This is a genomic window from Streptomyces sp. SYSU D01066-1 (genome assembly GCF_054956795.1).
In genome coordinates, this window is the sequence record NZ_JBUDHV010000013.1 from 16,336 (window position 1) to 36,909 (window position 20,574).

Consider the following 20,574-nt stretch of genomic DNA (forward strand, 5'->3'; position numbering starts at 1 on the left):
CTCCCCGAAAGGTCCCTTCTGACCATGCGCGCTGTCCAGATCGACCGCCACGGCGGTCCCGACGTCCTGACCCTCCGCGAGGTCGCCGCGCCCGAACCCGCCGCCGGTGAAGTCCTCGTCCGCGCCGAAGCCAGCGGCCTCAACCCGGTGGACTGGAAGACCCGCGCCTGGGAGGTCGGCCCGCCGCTGCCGGCCACGCTCGGCTGGGACATCTCCGGCCGGGTCGTCGCGAGCAACGACCCCGCCCACCAGGTGGGCGCCCAAGTGATCGCCATGTCCGCGCAGATCGCCACCGGCCGCGGCACCTGGGCGGAGCTGGTCGCCCTGCCCGGCCAGCTGCTCGCACCCGCGCCGGCCGGCGTGCCGTTGGCGGACGCGGCGGCCCTTCCGCTGGCCGGGACGACCGCCTTGCAGGCCCTGCGGGCGACGGGGCTGAGCGCCGGCGAGCGCATCCTGGTCGTCGGTGCCACCGGGGCGGTCGGCGGTCTGGCTGTCCAACTCGCCCGCTTGACCGGCGCCCGCGTCGATGCCCTGGTCTCCCGGCCCGGCCATGAGCCGGCCGCGGTGGAGCTCGGTGCGGAGCGGGCCTGGCACCGTCCGCAGGACCTGCCCCGCGGCCGGTATGCGGCCGTCCTCGACACCGCCGGCGTGGACGTGGCCGCGGCCCTCGCCCCCGGAGGGCGTTTCGTCTCCATCGCCGACGCCCCCCTGCCCGACGTGCCAGGTGCCCGCAAGAGCTACGTCCAGGAGAACGCCACCGACCTCGCCCAGCTCGCCCAGCTCGTCGACAGCGATGAGCTGCGGCTGCGGATCGCCGACCGCTTCCCGCTCGACGACATCCGCACCGCCCACGAGCGCTTCGAAGCCGGCGGCCTCCTCGGCAAGGTCCTCATCACCTTCTGAGGCACATCGCGTGCTTCGCCGACGGATCCGGAACCGGCCGCGTTCATCCGGACGCGGCCGGGGACGCCGTCGATCGCCGCCGAAGGGTTCCTCCACAGCCGTACCTGGCTGCCTGGGGGACAACACCGCGAAGCCCCCGGTGCCTGGAACATCCACTACGCCTACCACCGGCCCCACGGTGGAGCAGGGGGTCGACCACCCACCTGACGACTACGCGAAAGCGCGACGGACGTCCGGGCCTCCCGCACTCAGCACAACGAGACATCAGATGAGCGGTCCGTCAACGCTCGACGCCGAAGTGTTGGCGTTTCCGGGGGCGGCCCTGGCTCCCCGTCCTCCCACGGACAGCCGCTGAGCCGCCCCGGCGTGCCCCGAGACGCCGACGCGCCTCCGGACGCCGGGCACGACACAGCTCAAGAAGCGAGCGGCCCCACGGCCCTCTCACGGCCCACGCCCACCACAGCGTCCCAAAAGCGGTGACACACCGGCCCGAACTGTTCACACGCCGCTCAACTGAGCGCACCCACGAGGACCTGCCGCTACAAGCGACCCTGCCGCACGGCCGCCTGGAAGGAACCCCAGGCGGCCGACCGGAGGCGAAGCGTGACGCCCCGGGGGTCCTTCGAGTCCCGTACGGCGACGGTCGGCGGCACGTTGGTGGCGACTTCGACGCACTCCGCCTCGGGATCGCTGTGGCTCGACTTGCGGAAGGCGGGCTCGGGCACGGCTCAGAGACCCTTCCGGAGACGGTGAAGGAACGCGACGGACGCTCGCTCGTCGAGAGACCGTTCGGCGATCAACTCGAACAGTTCATCGTAAGCGGCGGCTTCGCGTCCGCCCTCCACCCACCTCTGTGCGAAGGGGGCCTCGACGTACACGACGTCCATGGCGCCGGGTTCGGCGAACGAGATGATGTTGAACGGCCCGTTCAGACCGAAGTGCGTGCCCGCGTCGAACGGGAAGACCTGGACGGTGATGTTGGGCTGGTCGGCCGTCCGGCAGAGGTGATCGAGCTGGCCGCGAGCCGTCTCCCGGTCGCCGGGAAAGTTGCGCAGCGTCGCTTCGTAGATCACCGCGCGGAACGTGAGCGGCGCGTCACCGTACAGGCGCTGTTGTCGTGCTACGCGGGCCCGGACGAAGTCCTCGTCGGACTGTTTCCTCATCGCTGCGGAGGAGATCCCGGTGCTCCTCAGTGCCCTCACGTAGTCCGTCGTCTGCAGCAGACCGGGGATGAAGGACGGCTGCCACGCCCTGATCACCGTCGCCGCGTTCTCCAGCGCGACGTACTCCTGCATGACCCCAGGGATCTTGTGGTCGTCCCACCAGCCCTTGGCCTTGCGGCGCTCGCGGTCAACTCTGGCGAGTTCCAGCAACCCGCCGATGACGCTGGGGTCATGGACGCCGTACGTCTCGCACAGGGCGCGGATGTCCGGGTCGCGTACGGGTACCCAGCCGGCCTCCAGCTTGGCCACCTTCGCGGTGGAGGCGGAGAGGGCCTTGGCGGCCTGCGGCTGGGTGAGGCCCGCAGCGGTACGCAGGGCGAGAAGCTCCGCTCCCAGTCTGCGGCCCAGAACGCTGGAGGTGCTGTTGCCCTGACGAGCCTGACTAGCTGTCACCAACGGGTTACTCCTTCGCGGTTGTGCGGGGTCAGTCTGGGTCCGCGGAGGAGCCGCACGCAACACGATCGGTGGATATCTTTCAGGTAGATATTGAACGGGAGTTGGCGCGTCGCTACCGTCCGGAACGCGGCGTGCACAGAAAGGCGCCGCCCGGCTTCAGCCGGTGTCTTCGACCCTCGCCCGGAGGTGAGCGGATTGACCGCCTCCGAAGAGAAGCCCTTGCACTACGACCGCCTCGACTACACCCCCTCCCGAAGAGCGTCGCCCTCGCCCGCCACCGCGCCCAGCGCCTCGTCACCGCATGGGGCCACGCCGGCCTCGCCCCGGACGCCGCCCTCCTCGTCTCCGAACTGGGCGGCAACGCCGTACTGCACGGCTGTCTCCGCGACCGCCTCTTCCGCGTGGAACTCGCCCTGTTCGCCCGCCGGCTGCGCATCGACGTCTCCGACCCCAGGGGCGAACTGCTGCCCCGCCCCCGGGACGTCCCCGAGGACGAGACGTCCGGACGCGGACTGCTCATCGTGGCGGCACTCGCCGACCGCTGGGGCACCACGCCGCGGACCGTCGGCAAGAGCGTCTGGTGCGAACTGGACGTCCGGCGCGCTACGACACCGCCTCCACCCGCACCGCGCACACCTTGAACTCCGGCATCCGCGACGTGGGGTCCAGCGCCGGGTTGGTCAGCGTGTTCGCACGCCCCTCGCCCGGCCAGTGGAACGGCATGAACACCGTGTCCGGACGGATGCCGGTCGTGATCCGGGCCGGCGCCACCGCCCGCCCCCGCCGTGAGACGACCGCCACCGGGTCGCCCTCCGCCGCCCCCAGCCGCGCCGCCAGCCGGGGGTGCAGCTCGACGAACGGCCCCGGCGCCGCCGCGTTCAGCTCGTCCACCCGCCGGGTCTGGGCGCCCGACTGGTACTGCGCCACCACCCGCCCGGTGGTCAGCAGCACCGGGTACTCCTCGTCCGTCTCCTCCGCCGCCGCCCGGTGCGCGACCGGCACGAACCGCGCCCGCCCGTCCTCCGTGGCGAACCGGTCGAGGAACAGGCGCGGCGTGCCGGGGTGGACCCCGGCGCCCCCGGCGCCCCCGGCGCCCCCCGCATCCGCCCCCGCCGCGTCCCCGGCCGGACACGGCCAGAACACCCCGCCCTCCTCCGCCAGCCGCCCGTAGCTGATCCCGGAGTAGTCCGCGATCCCGCCCGCACTGGCCCGCCGCAGTTCCTCGAAGACCTCCTCGGGGTCGGCGGGGAACCCCTTCTCCACACCGAGCCGGTCGGCCAGCTCCCGCAGCACCTCCAGATCGCTGCGGACCCCGTCCGGCGGAGTGATCGCCCGGCGCCGCAGCAGCACCCGCCCCTCCAGGCTGGTCGTCGTCCCCGTCTCCTCCGCCCACTGCGTCACCGGCAGCACCACGTCCGCCAGCTCCGCCGTCTCCGACAGCACCACGTCGCACACCGCCAGGAAGTCCAACGACCGCAGCCGCTCCTCCACATGGGCCGCGCGCGGCGCCGACACCACCGGGTTGGACCCCATGACCAGCAGCGACCGCACATCCCTGCCCAGCGCGTCCAGCAGCTCGTAGGCGCTGCGCCCCGGCCCCGGCAGCGACTGCGGATCCACCCCCCACACCTCGGCGACATGCCGCCGCGCAGCCGGATCGGTCAGCTTCCGGTAGCCGGGCAACTGGTCGGCCTTCTGCCCGTGTTCGCGCCCGCCCTGCCCGTTGCCCTGCCCGGTCAGACAGCCGTACCCGGAGTACGGCCGCCCGGCCCGCCCGGTCGCCAGGCACAGGTTGATCCACGCGCCCACCGTGTCCGTGCCCTTGGACTGCTGCTCGGGCCCGCGCGCGGTCAGCACCATCGCCGCCTCAGGCGCGCAGAACATCCGCACGGCCTCCCGCAGCTGCGGCACGGGAACCCCGGTGATCCGCTCCACGTACTCCGGCCAGTGCGCCATCGCCGAAGCCCGCGCCTCCTCCCAGCCGGAGGTCCGCTCGGCCACGTATGCCTCGTCGACCAGCCCCTGGGCCACCACCAGGTGCAGCAGCCCCAGCGCCAGCGCCAGGTCCGTGCCCGGCCGGGGCGCCAGATGCAGGTCGGCCTGCTCGGCCGTCCTCGTGCGACGCGGATCGACGACGATCAGCGTGCCGCCGTTCTCCCTCAGCTCGCTGAAGAAGCGCAGCGACGGCGGCATGGTCTCGGCGAGGTTCGACCCGACCAGGATCACACAGCCCGTCCTGGGGATGTCCTCCAGCGGGAACGGCAGCCCCCGGTCCAGCCCGAACGCCCTCGTGCCGGCCGCCGCCGCCGACGACATGCAGAACCGCCCGTTGTAGTCGATCTGCGAGGTGCCCAGCACCACCCGCGCGAACTTCCCCAGCGCGTACGCCTTCTCGTTGGTCAGCCCGCCCCCGCCGAACACCCCGAGCGCGTCCGCGCCGTACTCCGCGCGGACCGACCGGAGCGCCCCGGCGATCCGGTCCAGCGCCTCGTCCCACCCGGCCTCCACCAGCACGCCGTCCGGCGACCGCACCAGCGGCGACGTCAGCCGCACCCGCGAGGACAGCACCGCCGGCGCCGTTTGCCCCTTGCCGCACAGCGCGCCCCGGTTCACCGGGAAGTCCACCCGCTCGGAGACCTCCACGGTCCCGTCGGCGGCCGGCGTCAGGTTCATGCCGCACTGCAGGGCGCAGTACGGGCAGTGCGTCGGCGTGGGTGTCGGCGTCGCGATGTTCTGCATGCCACCCACAGTGCGTCGCGCGTGTTACGCGGCCCGGCGGCTGCCTGTTACACGGCCGGGACGGCGGCCTCCCCGCCGCCCCCGCCCCGCCGTGAGGTCAGCGGCCGGCGGCCTCCAGCGCCCGCCGCACCCCCGGCTCCTTGGGGCCCAGGAAGTGGGGGTCGGGCTCGAACGCCACGTCCAGCGCCGCCTTCCCCGCCGCGAAGATCTCCCGTACGGCCCCGTAGTACCAGGTCAGGTCGTGCCGGTCCGCCGCCCCGACGCCGTACGACGCCACCCCCGCCGCCTCGCACAGCGCCACCGCCCGCCGGACGTGGAAGCCCTGGCTGATCAGAACGGCCCGGTCGACCCCGAAGATCTTCTTGGCGCGTACACAGCTGTCCCAGGTGTCGAACCCCGCGTAGTCGCTGACGATCCGCGCGTCGGGCACCCCGTGGCGGACCAGGTACGTCCGCATGGCGTCCGGCTCGTCGTACTCCGCGCGGCTGTTGTCCCCGGTGACCAGGACCACCTCGATCCGGCCCGCCCGGTACAGCCCGGCCGCCGCGTCCAGCCGGTGCGCCAGGTACGGCGACGGCTCGCCGTCCCACAGCCCGGCGCCGAAGACGACGGCCACGTCGGTGCGGGGCACGTCGGCCGCGGTGCGCGGCCGGTCGCCCGTCACCAGGCGCAGCCACGCCCCCGGCAGCAGCGTCAGCACGCACACCACCATCACGGCCCGCGTCAGCCGCCGCCACCCGGCCCGGGTACGCGGCAGCCGAGGCCGCCACCTTCTGCGCATCAAGCTCCCTTCCCCGCCGGCCCTCCTGGTCCCAGGGACGTCTCACCGGCCCCGACGGTTCACCCCGTCCGCGACATCACGGATCCAGCCGCCTCACACCACCCGCCCACCCCGCCGTGATCCCCCCGAAAACACCCGTGACGCCCGTGCAACGGGCCGGCAACCTCGCCCGGCGACGATCGAACCCATGACGACGACCTTCCCGCCACCGCCGGGCCCCCAGCACGACCCCGCCCTGGTCGTCGTGGCCCACGGCAGCCGCGACCCCCGCGCGCTGCGCACCGTACGCGCCCTGCTGGACCAGGTCCGCGCCCTGCGCCCCGGCCTCGACGTCCGCCTCGGGCACATCGAGCTGAACGAACCCCTGCTCCCCGACACCCTCGCCGCCCTCGGCGACCGGGACGCCGTCCTCGTACCGCTCCTCCTCAGCCGCGGCTACCACGTCAAGCGGGACATCCCCGAGCTGGCCGCCGCCTCCCGGGTACGGGCCCGCGTGGCCGCCCCGCTCGGGCCGCACCCCCTCCTCGTGGACGCCCTGCACGCCCGCCTCACCGAGGCCGGTCGGCACCGCGGGCGCGGTGACGCGGTCGTGCTGGCCGCCGCGGGCTCCCGCGACCCCGACGCCGCCGTGGACACCGCCCGCACCGCCCGCCTCCTCGCCGCCCGCCTCGGCGTCCCCGTGGTCCCCGCCTACGCCTCCACCGCCGCCCCCACCGTCCCGGACGCGGTGGCCGCGCTGACCGCCCGCGGTCACCGCCGCGTCGCGGTCGCCTCCTACTTCACCGCCCCGGGCCGCTTCGCCACGGAGACGGCGGCGCGGGCGCCCTGGATCGCGGCAGCGCCCCTGGGCACCCATCCGGCGATGGCCCGCCTCCTCCTCCACCGCTACGAGGAGGCGCGGACCGGCTCCCCGGCCGCGGGAGCGCCGCGCCCGCTCGCGCGGTGCCCCGCGCCCCTCCGGGACACGGGGCGGCTGCAACGCGCCTGACGGGACGCGGGGCGGTGCCGGCCCGCGGCTGCGCCGCGTGAGCGAAACCGGCCACGAACCACCCGGCACCCGGCGTCCGCACCCGGCACCCCGCACTCGGCACCTGGCACTCGGCGCCCGCACCCGGCACCTGGCACTCGGCGCCCGCACCTGGCACCTGGCACCTGGCACCTGGTGTCCGCACTTGGTGCCCAGCGCCCGCACCCGGCACCCGCACCCAGCGCCCGGCGCCCGCACCCGGCACTCGGTATCCGGCACCCGGCGTCCGGCGTCCGGCGTCCGCACCCGGCCCCCAGGGCTCAGCGCCCGACGTCAGCACCTGGCGTCCGCACCCAATGCCCGCACTCGGCGCCCGGCGCCCGGCGCCCGACGTACGCACCTGGCGCCCGCCCCCGCAGAACCAGCGCCCGCACCCGGCACCCCCGGCGTCCGCGCCCGGCACCCCCGGCGTCCGCACCCGGCACCCGGCGTCCGCGCCCGGCACCCCCGGCGTCCGCACCCGGCGCCCGCCCTCCCGCCCCCGCCGAACCGGCGGACACCCCCGAGCCCCCGTACCGTCGATCACATGGAAGGCACCGCACCCCGAACCCCCTACGACCCCACGTCAGTGGAACGGTGGGCCCCGGAACCGGACAAACGCCCCGGCCGCACCGCCTTCCAGCGCGACCGCGCCCGCGTCCTGCACTCCTCCGCCCTGCGCCGCCTCGCCGGCAAGACCCAGGTCGTCACCCCCGGCGACCCCACCCCCGCCTGGGACGCCAGCCCCCGCACCCGTCTCACCCACTCCCTGGAGTGCGCCCAGGTCGGCCGCGAACTCGGCGCCGCCCTCGGCTGCGACCCCGACCTCGTCGAGGCCGCCTGCCTCTCCCACGACCTGGGCCATCCCCCCTTCGGCCACAACGGCGAATCCGCGCTGAACGAGTTCGCCGAGGACTGCGGCGGCTTCGAGGGCAACGCCCAGTCCCTGCGCCTGCTCACCCGCATCGAACCCAAGCGCTTCACCGCCGACGGCACCCCCGTAGGCCTCAACCTCACCCGCGCCACCCTCGACGCCGCCACCAAGTACCCCTGGCCCAGGGGCGCCCACCCCACCGACCCGGCCTCGTCCAAGTTCGGCGTCTACGACGACGACCGCCCCGTCTTCGACTGGCTCCGCGCCACCGCCCCCGGCGACCGCCGCACCTGCTTCGAGGCCCAGGTCATGGACTGGTCCGACGACGTCGCGTACTCCGTGCACGACGTCGAGGACGGCCTGCACGCCGGTCACATCGACCCGGACTGCCTGCTCGCCGACCCCGAACGGCAGGCGGTCTTCGACACGGCCCGCGCCCGCTACACACCCGGCGGCACCGACCCCGCCGAACTCGCCGCCGCCCTGGACCGCCTCCTCGCCCAGGAGTGGTGGCCGCACGGCTACGACGGCACCGCGCTCGCCCAGGCCCGCCTGAAGGACGCCACCAGCCAGCTCATCGGCCGCTTCTGCCTGGCCGCCGAGACCGCCACGCGGCACGCGCACGGGCCCGGCCGCCTCACCCGCTACACCGCCGAACTGGTCGTCCCGCGCGCCACCCGCCTGGAGTGCGCCGTCCTCAAGGCCGTCGCCGACCGGTACGTCATGCAGCGCGACGAACAAGAACGCCTCCGCGTCGACCAGCAGACCGTCGTCGCCGAACTGGCCGAGGCCCTCACCCGCCGGGCCCCGGACGGCCTGGACCCCCAGTTCCGCGCCCTGTTCGACGAGGCCCCCGACGACCGCGCCCGCAAACGCGTGATCGTCGACCAGATCGCCTCCCTCACCGACGCCTCCGCCCGCTCCCTGCACGCCCGGCTGCACGCCGGACGGCACGTCGGACGGCACGCCCGGTCGCGCACCGGTCCGCGCACCGGGCTGAGCTGATCGGACCACCCCTCTTCCCGCAGGCCGCCGGGTGCGGGACGCTCGCAGGTGGCGGAACGCTGACGAGGAGGAAAACAAGTGGTCGACGCTGATCAGACATTCGTCATCGTCGGAGGAGGACTGGCCGGTGCCAAGGCGGCCGAGACGCTCCGCGCGGAGGGCTTCACCGGCCGGGTGATCCTCATCTGTGACGAACGCGACCACCCCTACGAGCGCCCCCCGCTCTCCAAGGGCTACCTCCTGGGCAAGGAGGAACGCGACAGCGTCTTCGTGCACGAACCCGCCTGGTACGCCCGGCACGACATCGAGCTGCACCTCGGCCAGACCGTCGTCGCCGTCGACCGCGCCACCCGCACCGTGCACTACGGCGACGACGGCGCCCGCGTCCGCTACGACAAGCTGCTCCTGGCCACCGGCGCCGAGCCGCGCCGCCTCGACGTCCCCGGCACCGGCCTGGCCGGCGTCCACCACCTGCGCCGCCTCGCCCACGCCGAACGCCTCAAGGGCGTCCTCCAGGCACTCGGCCGGGACAACGGCCACCTGGTGATCGCCGGCGCCGGCTGGATCGGCCTGGAGGTCGCGGCGGCGGCCCGCCAGTACGGCGCCGAGGTCACCGTCGTGGAGTGCGCGCCGACCCCGCTGCACGGCGTCCTCGGACCCGAGCTGGGCACCGTCTTCGCCGAGTTGCACCGGGAGCACGGCGTCCGCTTCCGCTTCGGCGTGTCCCTGACCGAGATCGTCGGCCAGGACGGCGTGGTGCTGGCCGCCCGCACCGACGACGGCGAGGAGCACCCCGCGCACGACGTGCTCGCCGCGATCGGCGCCGCGCCGCGCGTCTCGCTGGCCCGGGCGGCCGGCCTGGAGATCGCCGGCCCGGCCGACGGCGGCGGCATCGTCGTCGACGGGGCCCTGCGCACCTCCGACCCCGACATCTACGCGGCGGGCGACGCGGCCTCCTTCCCGCACCCCCTGGGTGCCCGCCGCCGCGTGGAGCACTGGGCCAACGCCCTCAACGGCGGCCCGGCCGCCGCCCGCTCCATGCTGGGCAGGGAGATCGCCTACGACCGCGTGCCCTACTTCTTCTCCGACCAGTACGACCTGGGGATGGAGTACAGCGGATGGGCGCCGCCGGGGACGTACGACGAGGTGGTGATCCGAGGGGACGCCGGGAAGCGGGAGTTCATCGCGTTCTGGCTGAGGGACGGAGAGGTCCTGGCCGGGATGAACGTGAACGTGTGGGACGTCACGGGGGACATCCAGCGGCTGATCCGGACGGGCGCCCCGGTGGACGCGGAGGCGCTGGCCGATCCGCACGTCCCCCTGGGAAGCCTGGGCGCCTGAGCGCCGCGGCGCCCCCGCGCCGCGACCGCCGGGACCGTCCCCCGGACCCCCGGCCGGAGGTCCGGGGGACGGTCACCGCGGCGGGGGAGTGCCGGCGCCGCCCCGTAGAATCGCCACGTGGCTGGACGGATCAACGACGAGGACGTGAAGGCGGTACGGGACGCGGTCCCGATCGACGCCGTCGTGTCCGAGTACCTCCAGCTGCGGGGCGCGGGCGGCGGCAACCTCAAGGGGCTGTGCCCGTTCCACGACGAGAAGTCACCCTCCTTCCAGGTCAGCCCCAGCAAGGGACTGTTCCACTGCTTCGGCTGCCAGGAGGGCGGCGACACCATCACCTTCGTGATGAAGATCGACCACCTCACCTTCTCGGAGGCGGTCGAGCGGCTGGCCGCCCAGGCCGGCATCACCCTGCGCTACGAGGAGGGCGGGTACAACCCCACCCACCAGCGCGGTGAGCGCATCCGCCTGGTCGAGGCCCACAAGATCGCCGCGCAGTGGTACGCCGAGCAGCTCGCGACCTCCCCCGAGGCCGACGCCGGCCGGGTCTTCCTCGCCGAGCGCGGCTTCGACCAGGCCGCCGCCGAGCACTTCGGCGTCGGCTACAGCCCGCAAGGGTGGGACCACCTCACCCGCTACCTGCGCGGCAAGGGCTTCAGCGACAAGGAACTGCTGCTGTCCGGCCTCGTCCAGGAAGGCCGCCGCGGCCCCATCGACCGCTTCCGCGGCCGGCTGATGTGGCCGATCCGCGACATCGGCGGCGAGGTCGTCGGCTTCGGCGCCCGCAAGCTCTACGAGGCGGACACCGGACCGAAGTACCTCAACACCCCCGAAACCCCCATCTACCGCAAGTCCCAGGTCCTCTACGGCATCGACCTGGCCAAGAAGGACATCGCCAAGGCGTCCCGCGCGGTCGTCGTCGAGGGCTACACCGACGTCATGGCCTGCCACCTCGCCGGGGTGACGACCGCGATCGCCACCTGCGGCACCGCCTTCGGCACCGACCACATCAAGATCCTGCGCCGGCTGCTGATGGACAACGGCAGCGCCCGCGTGATCTTCACCTTCGACGGCGACGCCGCCGGGCAGAAGGCGGCCCTGCGCGCCTTCGAGGACGACCAGAAGTTCGCCGCCGAGACGTACATCGCCATCGCGCCCGACGGCATGGACCCCTGCGACCTGCGGCTGGCCAAGGGGGACGAGGCCGTCGCCGACCTGGTCGAGCCGCGCACGCCGCTGTTCGAGTTCGCCCTGCGCCAGATCGTCTCCCGCTACGACCTGGACACCCCGGCCGGCCGCGCCGCCGCCCTGGACGAGGCCGCCCCCGTCGTCGCCCGCATCAAGAACAGCGGCGCCCAGCACGAGGTCGCCGTCCAGCTCGCCGGGATGCTCGGCATCCTGGACACCCAGTTCGTGGTCAGACGCGTCGGCCAGCTCGCCCGCTGGGCCCGCGAGCGCGGCGGCGGTGACCGGGGCCCCGCCCCCGCCCCCGCCGGCCTCCGGCAGCAGCGGTACGCCCCCGCCCCGGCCGCCCCCAGCGGCCCCTCCCTCACCCTGCGCAACCCCGTCTACGCCACCGAACGGGAACTGCTCAAGCTCGCCCTGCAACGCCCGGAACTGGTCTCCCCGGCCTTCGACGCGTACGGCGTCGACGAGTTCACCGCCCCGCCCTACGCCGCCGTACGCCAGGCGATCCTGGACGCGGGCGGCGCCGAGCACGGCGTCGAGGACCCGCAGGAGTACCTGGTCAGGGTCCGCGAGGCGGCCCCCGACGACACCGTCCGCGCGATGGTCACGGAACTCGCCGTCGAGGCGATCATGCGCCGCGCCGTCGACGAGGTCTACGCCGGCGAGGTGCTGGTCCGGGTCCGCCGCCGCGCCGTCGAGCGCCGCATCCGCGACATCCACGCCACCTTCACCCGCCTGGGCAACGGCGGCGACCCCGCCCACCTGGCCACCGTGCAGAACGAGCTGTGGGTGCTGGAGAAGTACGACCGCGCCCTGCGCGACCACGGCGCCGCCGCCCTCTGACGACGACCGGGACGGCCTGGACGAGCAGGGGACGGCCGTGACGACCGAGGACGACCGGGATGACCGGTCGGTCACGGACCGGACGCAAAAAGTCACCGCACGCCCCTCGTGGCGGAGTTGTGTCGTACCCCACACTGGTGCCGGTGCCTGAGTCCTCGGAGCGCGGCCGGCCCGTTCCCACCGGGTCCGGAGAACTCCGCGGTTCCGACCGTCGCGTACGGGACGGACAGCGGCGAGTCCGCCGACTCCGTCCCCGAAGTACCGCTGCCGCACGGCCGGGCAGCGATCACCCTGGAGGCCGCACCCGTGCAGACCCAGACCCTCGCACAGCACGGCACACAGCACGGCGCGCGCGGCGCGCACGGCGGCGCGCACGACGGCGCGCGGCCCGACAGCGGCGCCGACGGCCCGGAGCCCGACACCGAGACGGACGTCCTCCCCGCGGTGCCCGGCCAGCACCACGCCGCGCACCACCCGGAGGACCCGCCGCCCGCCGAAGCCGTGGAACCGGGCGCCGAGCCCGCGGCGGCGGCCGAGCCGGAGCCCGTGGAGCCCGTGGAGTCCGTGGACGCACCGCCCGCCAGGGCCGACACCACCGGCCCCTCCTCGGACCTGTTCCGCCAGTACCTCCGCGAGATCGGCCGCATCCCGCTGCTCACCGCGGCCGAGGAGGTCGAACTCGCCCGCCGGGTGGAGGCCGGCCTGTTCGCCGAGGAGAAGCTGAGCACCGCGACCGACCTGGACAGCCGCCTCGCCCACGACCTGGACCGGCTGGTCGTCATGGGCCGGATGGCCAAGCGCCGCCTCATCGAGGCCAACCTGCGCCTGGTCGTCTCCGTCGCCAAGCGGTACGTGGGACGCGGGCTGACCATGCTCGACCTGGTCCAGGAGGGCAACCTCGGCCTGATCCGGGCGGTGGAGAAGTTCGACTACGCCCGCGGCTACAAGTTCTCCACGTACGCCACCTGGTGGATCCGCCAGGCCATGTCCCGCGCCCTGGCCGACCAGGCCCGCACCATCCGGGTCCCCGTGCACGTCGTGGAACTGATCAACCGGGTCGTCCGCGTCCAGCGCCGGATGCTCCAGGAGCGCGGCTACGAGCCGACCCCGGCCGAGGTCGCCGCCCACCTCGACCTGCTGCCCGAGCGGGTCAGCGAGGTGCTGCGGCTCGCCCAGGAACCCGTCTCCCTGCACGCGCCGGTGGGCGAGGAGGACGACGTCGCCCTCGGCGACCTCATCGAGGACGGCGACGCGGCCAGCCCCGTGGAGTCGGCCGCGTTCCTGCTGCTGCGCGAGCACCTGGAGGCGGTGCTCTCCACCCTCGGCGAACGCGAACGCAAGGTCGTCCAGCTCCGCTACGGCCTCGCCGACGGCCGCCCCCGCACCCTGGAGGAGATCGGCCGCATCTTCGGCGTCACCCGCGAACGGATCCGCCAGATCGAGTCCAAGACCCTCAGCAAACTCCGCGACCACGCCTTGGCGGACCAGTTGAGGGGCTACCTGGACTAGCGGGGCCGCCCGAGCGGCGTCGATCGCAAGTTTGTTCCTGCGTCCGGTGGGACAGAACAGGAGCGTCCGCAAGCGAAGACGGCACCGTTCCCGGTGAGGCGCTGATGTTCCTGATTCCCGAACGGGTCCTGCGGTCGAGCGCGCGGGCGAGACGCACCGCGGCGGCCCTGGCCCTCACCCTCACCACGGCCGCCTCCCTGGTCTCGGGCACGACCACGGTCTCGGGCACGACGACGGTCTCGGGCACACCGTCCTCGGGCACGACGACGGTCTCGGGCACGACGGCCGAGGCCACCGGCGAAACCACCACCGGCGAAACCGCCACCGCCCGACGCTCCGGCGCCCGCGCCTGGTTCACCTCCTGGTCCAGCTCCCAGCACAACCTCGCCCCCACCACCCTCACCGACCAGACCGTCCGCATGGTCACCCACCTCAGCCAGGGCGGCGACGCCGTGCGCATCCGCGTCCAGAACACCTTCGGCGAGACCCCCCTCACCATCGACGCCGCCACCGCCGCGCCCACCGACGGCAAGAGCGCGGCGACCCAGGGAAGCCCGCGCCCCGTCACCTTCGACGGCCGGCGCCACGTGGCCGTCCCCGCGGGCGGCGAGGTGTGGAGCGACGCCACCGCCCTGACGACCCGCGCCCAGAGCGACGTGGCGGTGTCGCTGTCCGTCTCCGGCACCGTCGCACCGGGCCGGCACGACACCGCCTTCCGCACCAACTACCTCACCGAGCCCGGCACCGGCGACCACACCGCCGACACCGGCGCCGCCGCCTACACCCGGACCACCGAGTCCACCTACCTCGTCACCGCCGTCGACGTGCGCAACCCCCGCCTGAAGGGCACCGTCGTCGCCTACGGCAGCTCGGTGGTCGACGGCATCGGCTCCACCGACTGCGGAACGGGCTGCGCGGAGCTGGGCACCAACCGGCGCTGGACGGACGACCTGGCCCGCAGGATCACCACCGAACTGCCGCCCACCCGGCAGCTCGCCATCGCCAACGCCGGCGTCAACGGCACCACCAGCGCGGCCGACTGCCCGAACCTGGGCGACGCGGTCCGCGGCCTGGACGCCGGCGCCCGGCTGGAACGGGACGTCCTGTCCCTCCACGGAGTCACCGCCGTCCTGTACTACTACGGCACCAACGACCTGCCCGCCGGATGCGACGCCGACCAGATCCTGGCCTCCTACCGCGGCACGTTCCAGCGTCTGCACGACGCGGGGATCGAGGTGTACGTCACCCCGATCACCCCGCGCCCCGGCTACACCGACCAGCACAACCGGACCCGGCACACCGTCAACACCTTCGTCACCCGGTGGAACGGCTGCGCCGGCACCTGCGACGGCATCGTCGACTTCGACCGGGTCCTCGAGGACCCGGTGAAGCCGAACAGCATCAACCCGCCCTACGACACCGGCGACGGCGTCCACGCGAACATCGCCGGCCAGCAGGCCCTGGCCGACACGGTCTCCCTGCCCATGCTGCTGTCCTCCACGCGCGACACGCGTTAGTCGACTTCCGCCACCGCCTGCGCGAACTGCGCCTGGTACAGCCGCGCGTACGCCCCGCCCGCCGTGAGCAGTTCCTCGTGCGCGCCCTGCTCCACGATCGAGCCGTTCTCCATGACGAGGATGGTGTCCGCGTCCCGGATGGTGGAGAGCCGGTGCGCGATGACGAACGAGGTCCGCCCGTGCGCCAGCTTGGCCATCGCCTTCTGGATCAGTACCTCGGTACGGGTGTCCACCGACGAGGTCGCCTCGTCCAGCACCAGGATCACCGGGTCGGACAGGAACGCCCGCGCGATGGTGATGAGCTGCTTCTCACCGGCGCTGACCCCCGTGCCCTCGTCGTCGATCACGGTGTCGTAGCCGTCGGGCAGCGTCCGCACGAACCGGTCGGCGTGCGCGGCCCGCGCCGCCTCCTCGATCTCCCCGCGCGTCACCTCGCGCGCGGCCCCGTACGCGATGTTCTCCGCGATGGTGCCGCCGAACAGCCAGGTGTCCTGGAGCACCATCCCGATCCCGGCGCGCAGCTCGTCCCGCGACATCTTCGCGATGTCGACGCCGTCGAGGGTGATCCGCCCGCCGGACACCTCGTAGAACCGCATCAGCAGGTTGACCAGGGTCGTCTTGCCGGCCCCCGTCGGGCCGACGATGGCGACCGTGTGCCCGGGCTCCACCGTCAGCGACAGGTCCTCGATCAGCGGCTTCTGGGGGTCGTACCGGAACGACACGTGCTCCAGCGCCACCCGCCCCCGCAGCTCGGCCGGCTTCTCGGCGGGCACCGGGTCGGCGCTCTGCTCCTGGGCGTCCAGCAGTTCGAAGATCCGCTCGGCGGAGGCGACGCCCGACTGCACCAGGTTGGCCATCGACGCGACCTGCGTCAGCGGCATCGAGAACTGCCGGGAGTACTGGATGAACGCCTGCACGTCGCCGATGGACAGCGAGCCCGACGCCACCCGCAGCCCGCCGACCACGGCGACCAGCACGTAGTTCAGGTTGGACACGAACATCATCAGCGGCTGCATCACGCCGCTGTTGAACTGCGCCCTGAACCCGGCCGCGTACAGCGCCTCGTTCTGCTCGGCGAACCGCGCCGCCGACTCCTCCTGCCGCCCGAAGACCCGCACCAGGGTGTGCCCGGTGTACATCTCCTCGACGTGCGCGTTCAGCTTGCCCGTGGAGCGCCACTGCTGCACGAAGTGCGGCTGCGACCGCTTGCCGACGCGGGTGGCCACCACGAACGACAGCGGCACGGTCACCAGCGCGACCAGCGCCAGGATCCAGGAGACCCAGAACATCATCGCCAGCACGCCGATGATGGTCAGCAGCGAGTTGATCAGCTGGCCCATCGACTGCTGGAGGGTCTGCCCGATGTTGTCGATGTCGTTGGTGGCGCGCGAGAGCACCTCACCGCGCTGACGCCGGTCGAAGTAGGACAGCGGCAGCCGGGACAGCTTCGTCTGCACGTCCTCGCGCAGCCGGAACATGGTCCGGTTGACCGCCAGGTTGACCAGCCGGGTCGCCACCGCCATCAGCAGCCCGGCGACCAGGAAGGTGCCCAGCGCCAGCAGCAGTACCTGCCCGACCGCCGTGAAGTCGATGCCCTCGCCCGGCGTGAAGTCGGTGGAACGCAGCATGTCGGCCACCTGGCCGTCCCCGCGCTCCCGCATCGACTCCAGCACCTGCTCCTTGCCGGCCCCGGACGGCATGTCCCGTCCGACGATCCCGGCGAAGACCAGGTCGGTGGCGTTGCCGAGGATCTTCGGCCCGATCACGTTGAGACCGACGCTGACCACCAGGCACAGCAGCAGCGCGCCGATCGTCAGCCGCTCCGGCCGGAACTGCCCCACCAGCCGTTTGCCCGACCCCTTGAAGTCCATGGAGCGCTGGTCGGGCCCGCCCCCGGCCATCATCCGCCCCGCCGGCCCCGCCATCAGGCAGCCTCCGCTTCCGTGAGCTGGGAGAGCACGATCTCCCGGTAGGTGTCGTTGTCCGCCATCAGCTCGTGGTGCCGGCCGGTGCCGACCACCCGGCCCTCGTCGAGGACGACGATCCGGTCGGCGTCCCGGATCGTGGAGACCCGCTGCGCGACGATCACGACGGTCGCCTCCGCCGTCTCCCGGGCGAGCGCGGCGCGCAGGGCGGCGTCGGTGGCGTAGTCGAGCGCGGAGAAGGAGTCGTCGAAGAGGTAGATCTCCGGCCGCTGGACGAGCGTCCGGGCGATCGCGAGCCGCTGCCGCTGCCCGCCCGACACGTTCGTGCCGCCCTGCGCGATCGGCGCGTCCAGCCCGCCCTCCAGCCCCTCTACGAACGGCTTGGCCTGCGCCACCTCCAGCGCGTGCCACAGCTCCTCGTCCGTGGCGTCGGGATTGCCGTAGCGCAGGTTGGTGGCGACGGTGCCCGCGAACAGGTACGGCTTCTGCGGCACCAGCCCGACCGTCCTCGCCAGCACCTTCCGGTCGAGGGCCCGTACGTCCGTCCCGTCCACCAGCACCTCCCCCTCGGTGGCGTCGAACAGGCGGGGGACCAGCCCGAGGAGGGTGGACTTGCCGCTGCCGGTCGAGCCGATGACGGCGGTCGTCTCGCCCGGCCGGGCGACCAGCCCGATGTTCCTCAGCACCGGCTCCTCGGCGCCCGGGTAGCGGAAGCCCGCCCCCCGGATCTCCAGCTGCCCGTGGAGCCGCAGCTCGGTGACCGGCGCGAGGGGCGGCACCACGCTGCTCTCGGTGTCCAGCACCTCCTGGATCCGCTCGGCGCACACCTCCGCGCGCGGCACCATCATGAACATGAAGGTGGCCATCATCACGGACATCACGATCTGCATCAGATAGGCGAGGAACGCCGTCAGGTCGCCGATCTGCATCCCGCCGCTGTCGATCCGGTGCGCCCCGAACCAGACCACCGCGATCGACGACAGGTTCACCGTGGTCATGACCACCGGGAACATCAGCGCGAGCAGGTTGCCGGTGCCGACCGCCACCTCGGTCAGCTCGCCGTTGGCTTTGCGGAACCGCTTCTCCTCGTACGCGTCCCGCACGAAGGCACGGATGACCCGGTTGCCGGTGATCTGCTCCCGCAGCACCCGGTTCACGGTGTCCAGACGTACCTGCATGCCCCGGAACAGCGGGCGCAGCCGCCGTACGATCAGCGTCACGCAGACGCCCAGCACGGGCACCACCGCGACCAGCACCCCGGACAGCGGCACGTCCAGGCCGAGCGCCAGCACCACGCCGCCCACGCACATGATGGGTGCCGACACCATCAGCGTGAATGTCATCAGGGCCAGCATCTGGACCTGCTGCACGTCATTGGTGGTCCGGGTGATCAGCGACGGCGCGCCGAAGCGGGCGACCTCCCGGGCGGAGAAGGACTGCACCCGGTCGAAGACGGCACCGCGCACGTCCCGTCCGAGCGCCGCGGCGGTCCGCGCGCCGTAGTACACGGCGCCGATGTTGCACACCACCTGGGCCAGCGAGATGGCGATCATCAGGGCGCCGTGGCCCAGGATGTAGCCGGTGTCGCCGTCGACGACACCCTGGTCGATGATGTCGGCGTTCAGGGTCGGCAGGTAGAGGGTGGCGCAGGTCTGCAGGAACTGCAGCGCCACCAGCAGGGCGACGGGTTTCTTGTAGGGCCTCAGATGGGTCCGCAGCAGTCGTATGAGCACACTCGGTCTCTCGGATTCGGCGTCGGCGGGAAGGGCGAGTGACCGCCCTTGGCCCCTATCGTGGAACACTCCACCCGCGTTACCTCAACCGATTAACCCAACAGGCCCCCTCGGGCGACGGCTCAGACGCGGAACGCGCCGGGATGCGTCTGCTCCCGTACGGACACGTACTGCTGCCGCACCGCCTGACCCACCGCCAGCTCCTCACCGGGCTCCAGCACCTGCGCCACCGCCCCCTGCCAGGCCGGGGGAGTGCGCGGGTCCAGCGCCCCCCGCGACACGCCCAGCGCCCAGGCCGCCTGCCGCGCCGCCCCGATCGCCGCGTAGTCCGCGGGCTGCGGCACGACGACCTGCGCGCCGAACAGCGCGGGCGCCGCCGCCTGCACGGCGGGCAGCTCGGCGGCCGGCCCCAGCAGGAAGATCCGCCGTACCTCGACCCCCCGGCCGCGCAGCACGTCCAGCGCGTCGGCGAGCCCGCACAGCATCCCCTCGAACGCGGCCCGCGCCAGGTGCTCCGGCCGCATCGACTCCCGCCTCAGCCCCGCCAGCGTCCCCGCCGTGTGCGGCAGGTGCGGCGTGCGCTCACCCTCCAGATAGGGCAGCAGCACCAGCCCGTGGGCGCCCGGCGTCGACTTCATCGCCAGCTCGGACAGGCTCTCCAGGTCCGGCACCCCGAGCAGCTCGGCGGCCCCGCGCAGGGCGCGTACGGCGTTCAGGGTGGTGACCACCGGCAGGTGCATGCCGGTCGCGTCGGCCAGCGCGGTGATCATCCCGGACCGGTCGACGAGCGGCTCGGAGTGCACGGCCATGACGGACCCCGACGCGCCCAGCGAGACGACGGCGTCCCCCAGCCCGATCCCGAGCCCGAACGCGGCGGCCTGCGTCTCACCGGTACCGGCCGAGATGAGCAGCCCCTCCGGCGTCGTACCCGCCGCGTCCGACGGACCGATCACCTCCGGCAGCATGGCGTGGTGCCCGAGCGCCAGCTCGACCAGATCCGGCCGGTACCCGCCGCTCGCCGCCGACCAGTAACCGGTCCCCGAGGCCCCGCCCCGGTCCGTCGTCCGCCGGACCGGCCGCCCCAGCAACTGCCACACCAGCCAGTCGTGGGCCTGCAGCAGTACGGCGGTGCGCGCGGCGTTCTCCGGCTCGCCGCGGGCCAGCCAGCGCAGCTTGGTCACCGGATGCGCGGCCTGCGGCACGCACCCCACGGCCTGGGCCCAGGCCTCCCGGCCGCCGAGCGCGTCGACCAGGTCCGCCCCGGCCACCTGGGCCCGCTTGTCGCCGCCGACCATGGCCGGCCGCACGGTGTTGCCCTGCGCGTCCAGCGGCACGACCGCGTTGGCCTGCGCCGACACGCCGATCGCCTGCACGCCCTCCAGCAGCCCGCCGCCGGCCGCCTCGCCCAGGGACAGCAGCCACGCCTGCGGATCGACGTCGCTGGGACGGCCCCCGCCCTCGGGGCCGTCCACCGGATGCGGCGCGTACCCCTGTCTGAGTACGGTCCCCGTGTCCGCGTCGCAGACGACGATGCGAGTGAAATCGGGCGAACTGTCCAACCCGGCGACTATCCCCATGACCGAAATTCTGCCGT

At 73.4% G+C, this 20,574-nt stretch carries 15 protein-coding genes; 8 read left to right on the forward strand and 7 right to left on the reverse strand.

The window, feature by feature from the left end:
• Nucleotides 1–24 precede the first annotated feature (24 nt).
• A complete protein-coding gene (locus ACY1JF_RS15045) occupies nt 25–903 on the forward strand; it encodes an NADP-dependent oxidoreductase (RefSeq protein ID WP_462705618.1) in 879 nt (292 codons plus the stop codon).
• Nucleotides 904–1,442: 539 nt separating this feature from the next.
• Here the strand turns inward: ACY1JF_RS15045 and ACY1JF_RS15050 are convergent.
• The gene (locus ACY1JF_RS15050) at nt 1,443–1,628 is read right to left on the reverse strand and encodes a DUF397 domain-containing protein (RefSeq protein ID WP_462705619.1); all 186 of its coding nucleotides are present in this window, start codon (nt 1,626–1,628) and stop codon (nt 1,443–1,445) included.
• Nucleotides 1,629–1,631: 3 nt separating this feature from the next.
• Nucleotides 1,632–2,519 carry a helix-turn-helix domain-containing protein gene (locus ACY1JF_RS15055; RefSeq protein WP_462705620.1) on the reverse strand — a complete coding sequence of 296 codons (888 nt, stop codon included), beginning with the start codon at nt 2,517–2,519 and terminating at the stop codon, nt 1,632–1,634.
• A gap of 134 nt (nt 2,520–2,653) precedes the next feature.
• Here ACY1JF_RS15055 and ACY1JF_RS15060 point away from each other — a divergent pair, with 134 nt between their 5' ends.
• Nucleotides 2,654–3,163 (forward strand): ATP-binding protein, encoded by a 510-nt coding sequence (locus tag ACY1JF_RS15060; protein WP_462705621.1) that lies wholly within the window; start codon nt 2,654–2,656, stop codon nt 3,161–3,163.
• Here ACY1JF_RS15060 and ACY1JF_RS15065 read toward each other — a convergent pair.
• Entirely contained in the window at nt 3,126–5,261 is a 2,136-nt protein-coding gene (locus ACY1JF_RS15065; protein ID WP_462705622.1) for a molybdopterin oxidoreductase family protein, read from the reverse strand. The two genes, ACY1JF_RS15060 and ACY1JF_RS15065, sit on opposite strands and share 38 nt — an antisense overlap.
• Before the next feature lie 97 nt (nt 5,262–5,358).
• A complete protein-coding gene (locus ACY1JF_RS15070; protein WP_462705623.1) occupies nt 5,359–6,042 on the reverse strand; it encodes a SanA/YdcF family protein in 684 nt (227 codons plus the stop codon).
• Nucleotides 6,043–6,229: 187 nt separating this feature from the next.
• On the opposite strand from ACY1JF_RS15070, the gene ACY1JF_RS15075 reads away from it, so the two are divergent.
• From ACY1JF_RS15075 to ACY1JF_RS15100, 6 genes are all read left to right on the forward strand, one after another.
• The gene (locus ACY1JF_RS15075; protein ID WP_462705624.1) at nt 6,230–7,030 is read left to right on the forward strand and encodes a sirohydrochlorin chelatase; all 801 of its coding nucleotides are present in this window, start codon (nt 6,230–6,232) and stop codon (nt 7,028–7,030) included.
• Nucleotides 7,031–7,595: 565 nt separating this feature from the next.
• On the forward strand, nt 7,596–8,927 hold the full coding sequence (locus ACY1JF_RS15080; protein ID WP_462705625.1) for a deoxyguanosinetriphosphate triphosphohydrolase: 1,332 nt from the start codon (nt 7,596–7,598) through the stop codon (nt 8,925–8,927).
• Between the two features lie 78 nt (nt 8,928–9,005).
• A complete protein-coding gene (locus ACY1JF_RS15085) occupies nt 9,006–10,268 on the forward strand; it encodes an NAD(P)/FAD-dependent oxidoreductase (protein WP_462705626.1) in 1,263 nt (420 codons plus the stop codon).
• Nucleotides 10,269–10,385: 117 nt separating this feature from the next.
• Nucleotides 10,386–12,296 carry a DNA primase gene (gene dnaG / locus ACY1JF_RS15090; protein ID WP_462705627.1) on the forward strand — a complete coding sequence of 637 codons (1,911 nt, stop codon included), beginning with the start codon at nt 10,386–10,388 and terminating at the stop codon, nt 12,294–12,296.
• Between the two features lie 306 nt (nt 12,297–12,602).
• Nucleotides 12,603–13,805 (forward strand): RNA polymerase sigma factor, encoded by a 1,203-nt coding sequence (locus ACY1JF_RS15095; protein WP_462705628.1) that lies wholly within the window; start codon nt 12,603–12,605, stop codon nt 13,803–13,805.
• A gap of 104 nt (nt 13,806–13,909) precedes the next feature.
• Nucleotides 13,910–15,322: an SGNH/GDSL hydrolase family protein gene (locus ACY1JF_RS15100; RefSeq protein WP_462705629.1), complete on the forward strand. Its 1,413-nt coding sequence runs from the start codon at nt 13,910–13,912 to the stop codon at nt 15,320–15,322.
• Here the strand turns inward: ACY1JF_RS15100 and ACY1JF_RS15105 are convergent.
• The 3 genes from ACY1JF_RS15105 to ACY1JF_RS15115 form a co-directional block, all read right to left on the reverse strand.
• The gene (locus tag ACY1JF_RS15105) at nt 15,319–17,247 is read right to left on the reverse strand and encodes an ABC transporter ATP-binding protein (RefSeq protein ID WP_462705630.1); all 1,929 of its coding nucleotides are present in this window, start codon (nt 17,245–17,247) and stop codon (nt 15,319–15,321) included. The genes ACY1JF_RS15100 and ACY1JF_RS15105 overlap by 4 nt on opposite strands.
• Entirely contained in the window at nt 17,247–18,980 is a 1,734-nt protein-coding gene (locus tag ACY1JF_RS15110; RefSeq protein WP_462705631.1) for an ABC transporter ATP-binding protein, read from the reverse strand. Before ACY1JF_RS15110 ends, ACY1JF_RS15105 begins: the two co-directional genes overlap by 1 nt.
• Before the next feature lie 122 nt (nt 18,981–19,102).
• Complete coding sequence (locus ACY1JF_RS15115) at nt 19,103–20,557, reverse strand: xylulokinase (protein ID WP_462705632.1); 1,455 nt, start codon at nt 20,555–20,557, stop codon at nt 19,103–19,105.
• Between the last annotated feature and the right edge of the window lie 17 nt (nt 20,558–20,574).

Bases quoted from the DNA above. Each gene is read 5' to 3' on its own strand.
- ACY1JF_RS15045 (WP_462705618.1), top strand. From the start codon at position 25: ATGCGCGCTGTCCAGATCGACCGCCACGGCGGTCCCGACGTCCTGACC.
- ACY1JF_RS15065 (WP_462705622.1), bottom strand. From the start codon at position 5,261: ATGCAGAACATCGCGACGCCGACACCCACGCCGACGCACTGCCCGTAC.
- ACY1JF_RS15070 (WP_462705623.1), bottom strand. From the start codon at position 6,042: ATGCGCAGAAGGTGGCGGCCTCGGCTGCCGCGTACCCGGGCCGGGTGG.
- ACY1JF_RS15075 (WP_462705624.1), top strand. From the start codon at position 6,230: ATGACGACGACCTTCCCGCCACCGCCGGGCCCCCAGCACGACCCCGCC.
- ACY1JF_RS15080 (WP_462705625.1), top strand. From the start codon at position 7,596: ATGGAAGGCACCGCACCCCGAACCCCCTACGACCCCACGTCAGTGGAA.
- ACY1JF_RS15100 (WP_462705629.1), top strand. From the start codon at position 13,910: ATGTTCCTGATTCCCGAACGGGTCCTGCGGTCGAGCGCGCGGGCGAGA.
- ACY1JF_RS15105 (WP_462705630.1), bottom strand. From the start codon at position 17,247: ATGGCGGGGCCGGCGGGGCGGATGATGGCCGGGGGCGGGCCCGACCAG.
- ACY1JF_RS15115 (WP_462705632.1), bottom strand. From the start codon at position 20,557: ATGGGGATAGTCGCCGGGTTGGACAGTTCGCCCGATTTCACTCGCATC.